The 264-nt window shown below is 45.8% G+C and carries 1 protein-coding gene; it reads left to right on the top strand.

Annotated features, from left to right (window positions below; all coding sequences use genetic code 11):
* Positions 1-264 (top strand): tetratricopeptide repeat protein (locus AWR36_RS15975; RefSeq protein WP_141398549.1); only part of this gene is annotated, 264 nt, incomplete at both ends.

Consider the following 264-nt stretch of genomic DNA (forward strand, 5'->3'; position numbering starts at 1 on the left):
ATCGAATCGGCCTTTAACCTCTATGAAACCTGCGCTTTCCGTGGCTATACCCGAGCCGAAAATAATCTCGGCCTGATGTATGAAAAAGGGAAGGTGGTGCGTCAGTCCTACATCAAAGCCATGAATATGTTTTATCAGGCCTATGAAAAGGGCAATCCTTACGGCGCTTACAATCTGGGTTATATCTTTGAAAAAGGTTGGGGCGTTGATGTGAATCTTTCAAAAGCCTACCAGCTTTATAAGTACGCCGCTATGCGCGGCCAT

This window comes from Microbulbifer flavimaris, from assembly GCF_001641755.2.
Classification (GTDB): domain Bacteria; phylum Pseudomonadota; class Gammaproteobacteria; order Pseudomonadales; family Cellvibrionaceae; genus Microbulbifer; species Microbulbifer flavimaris.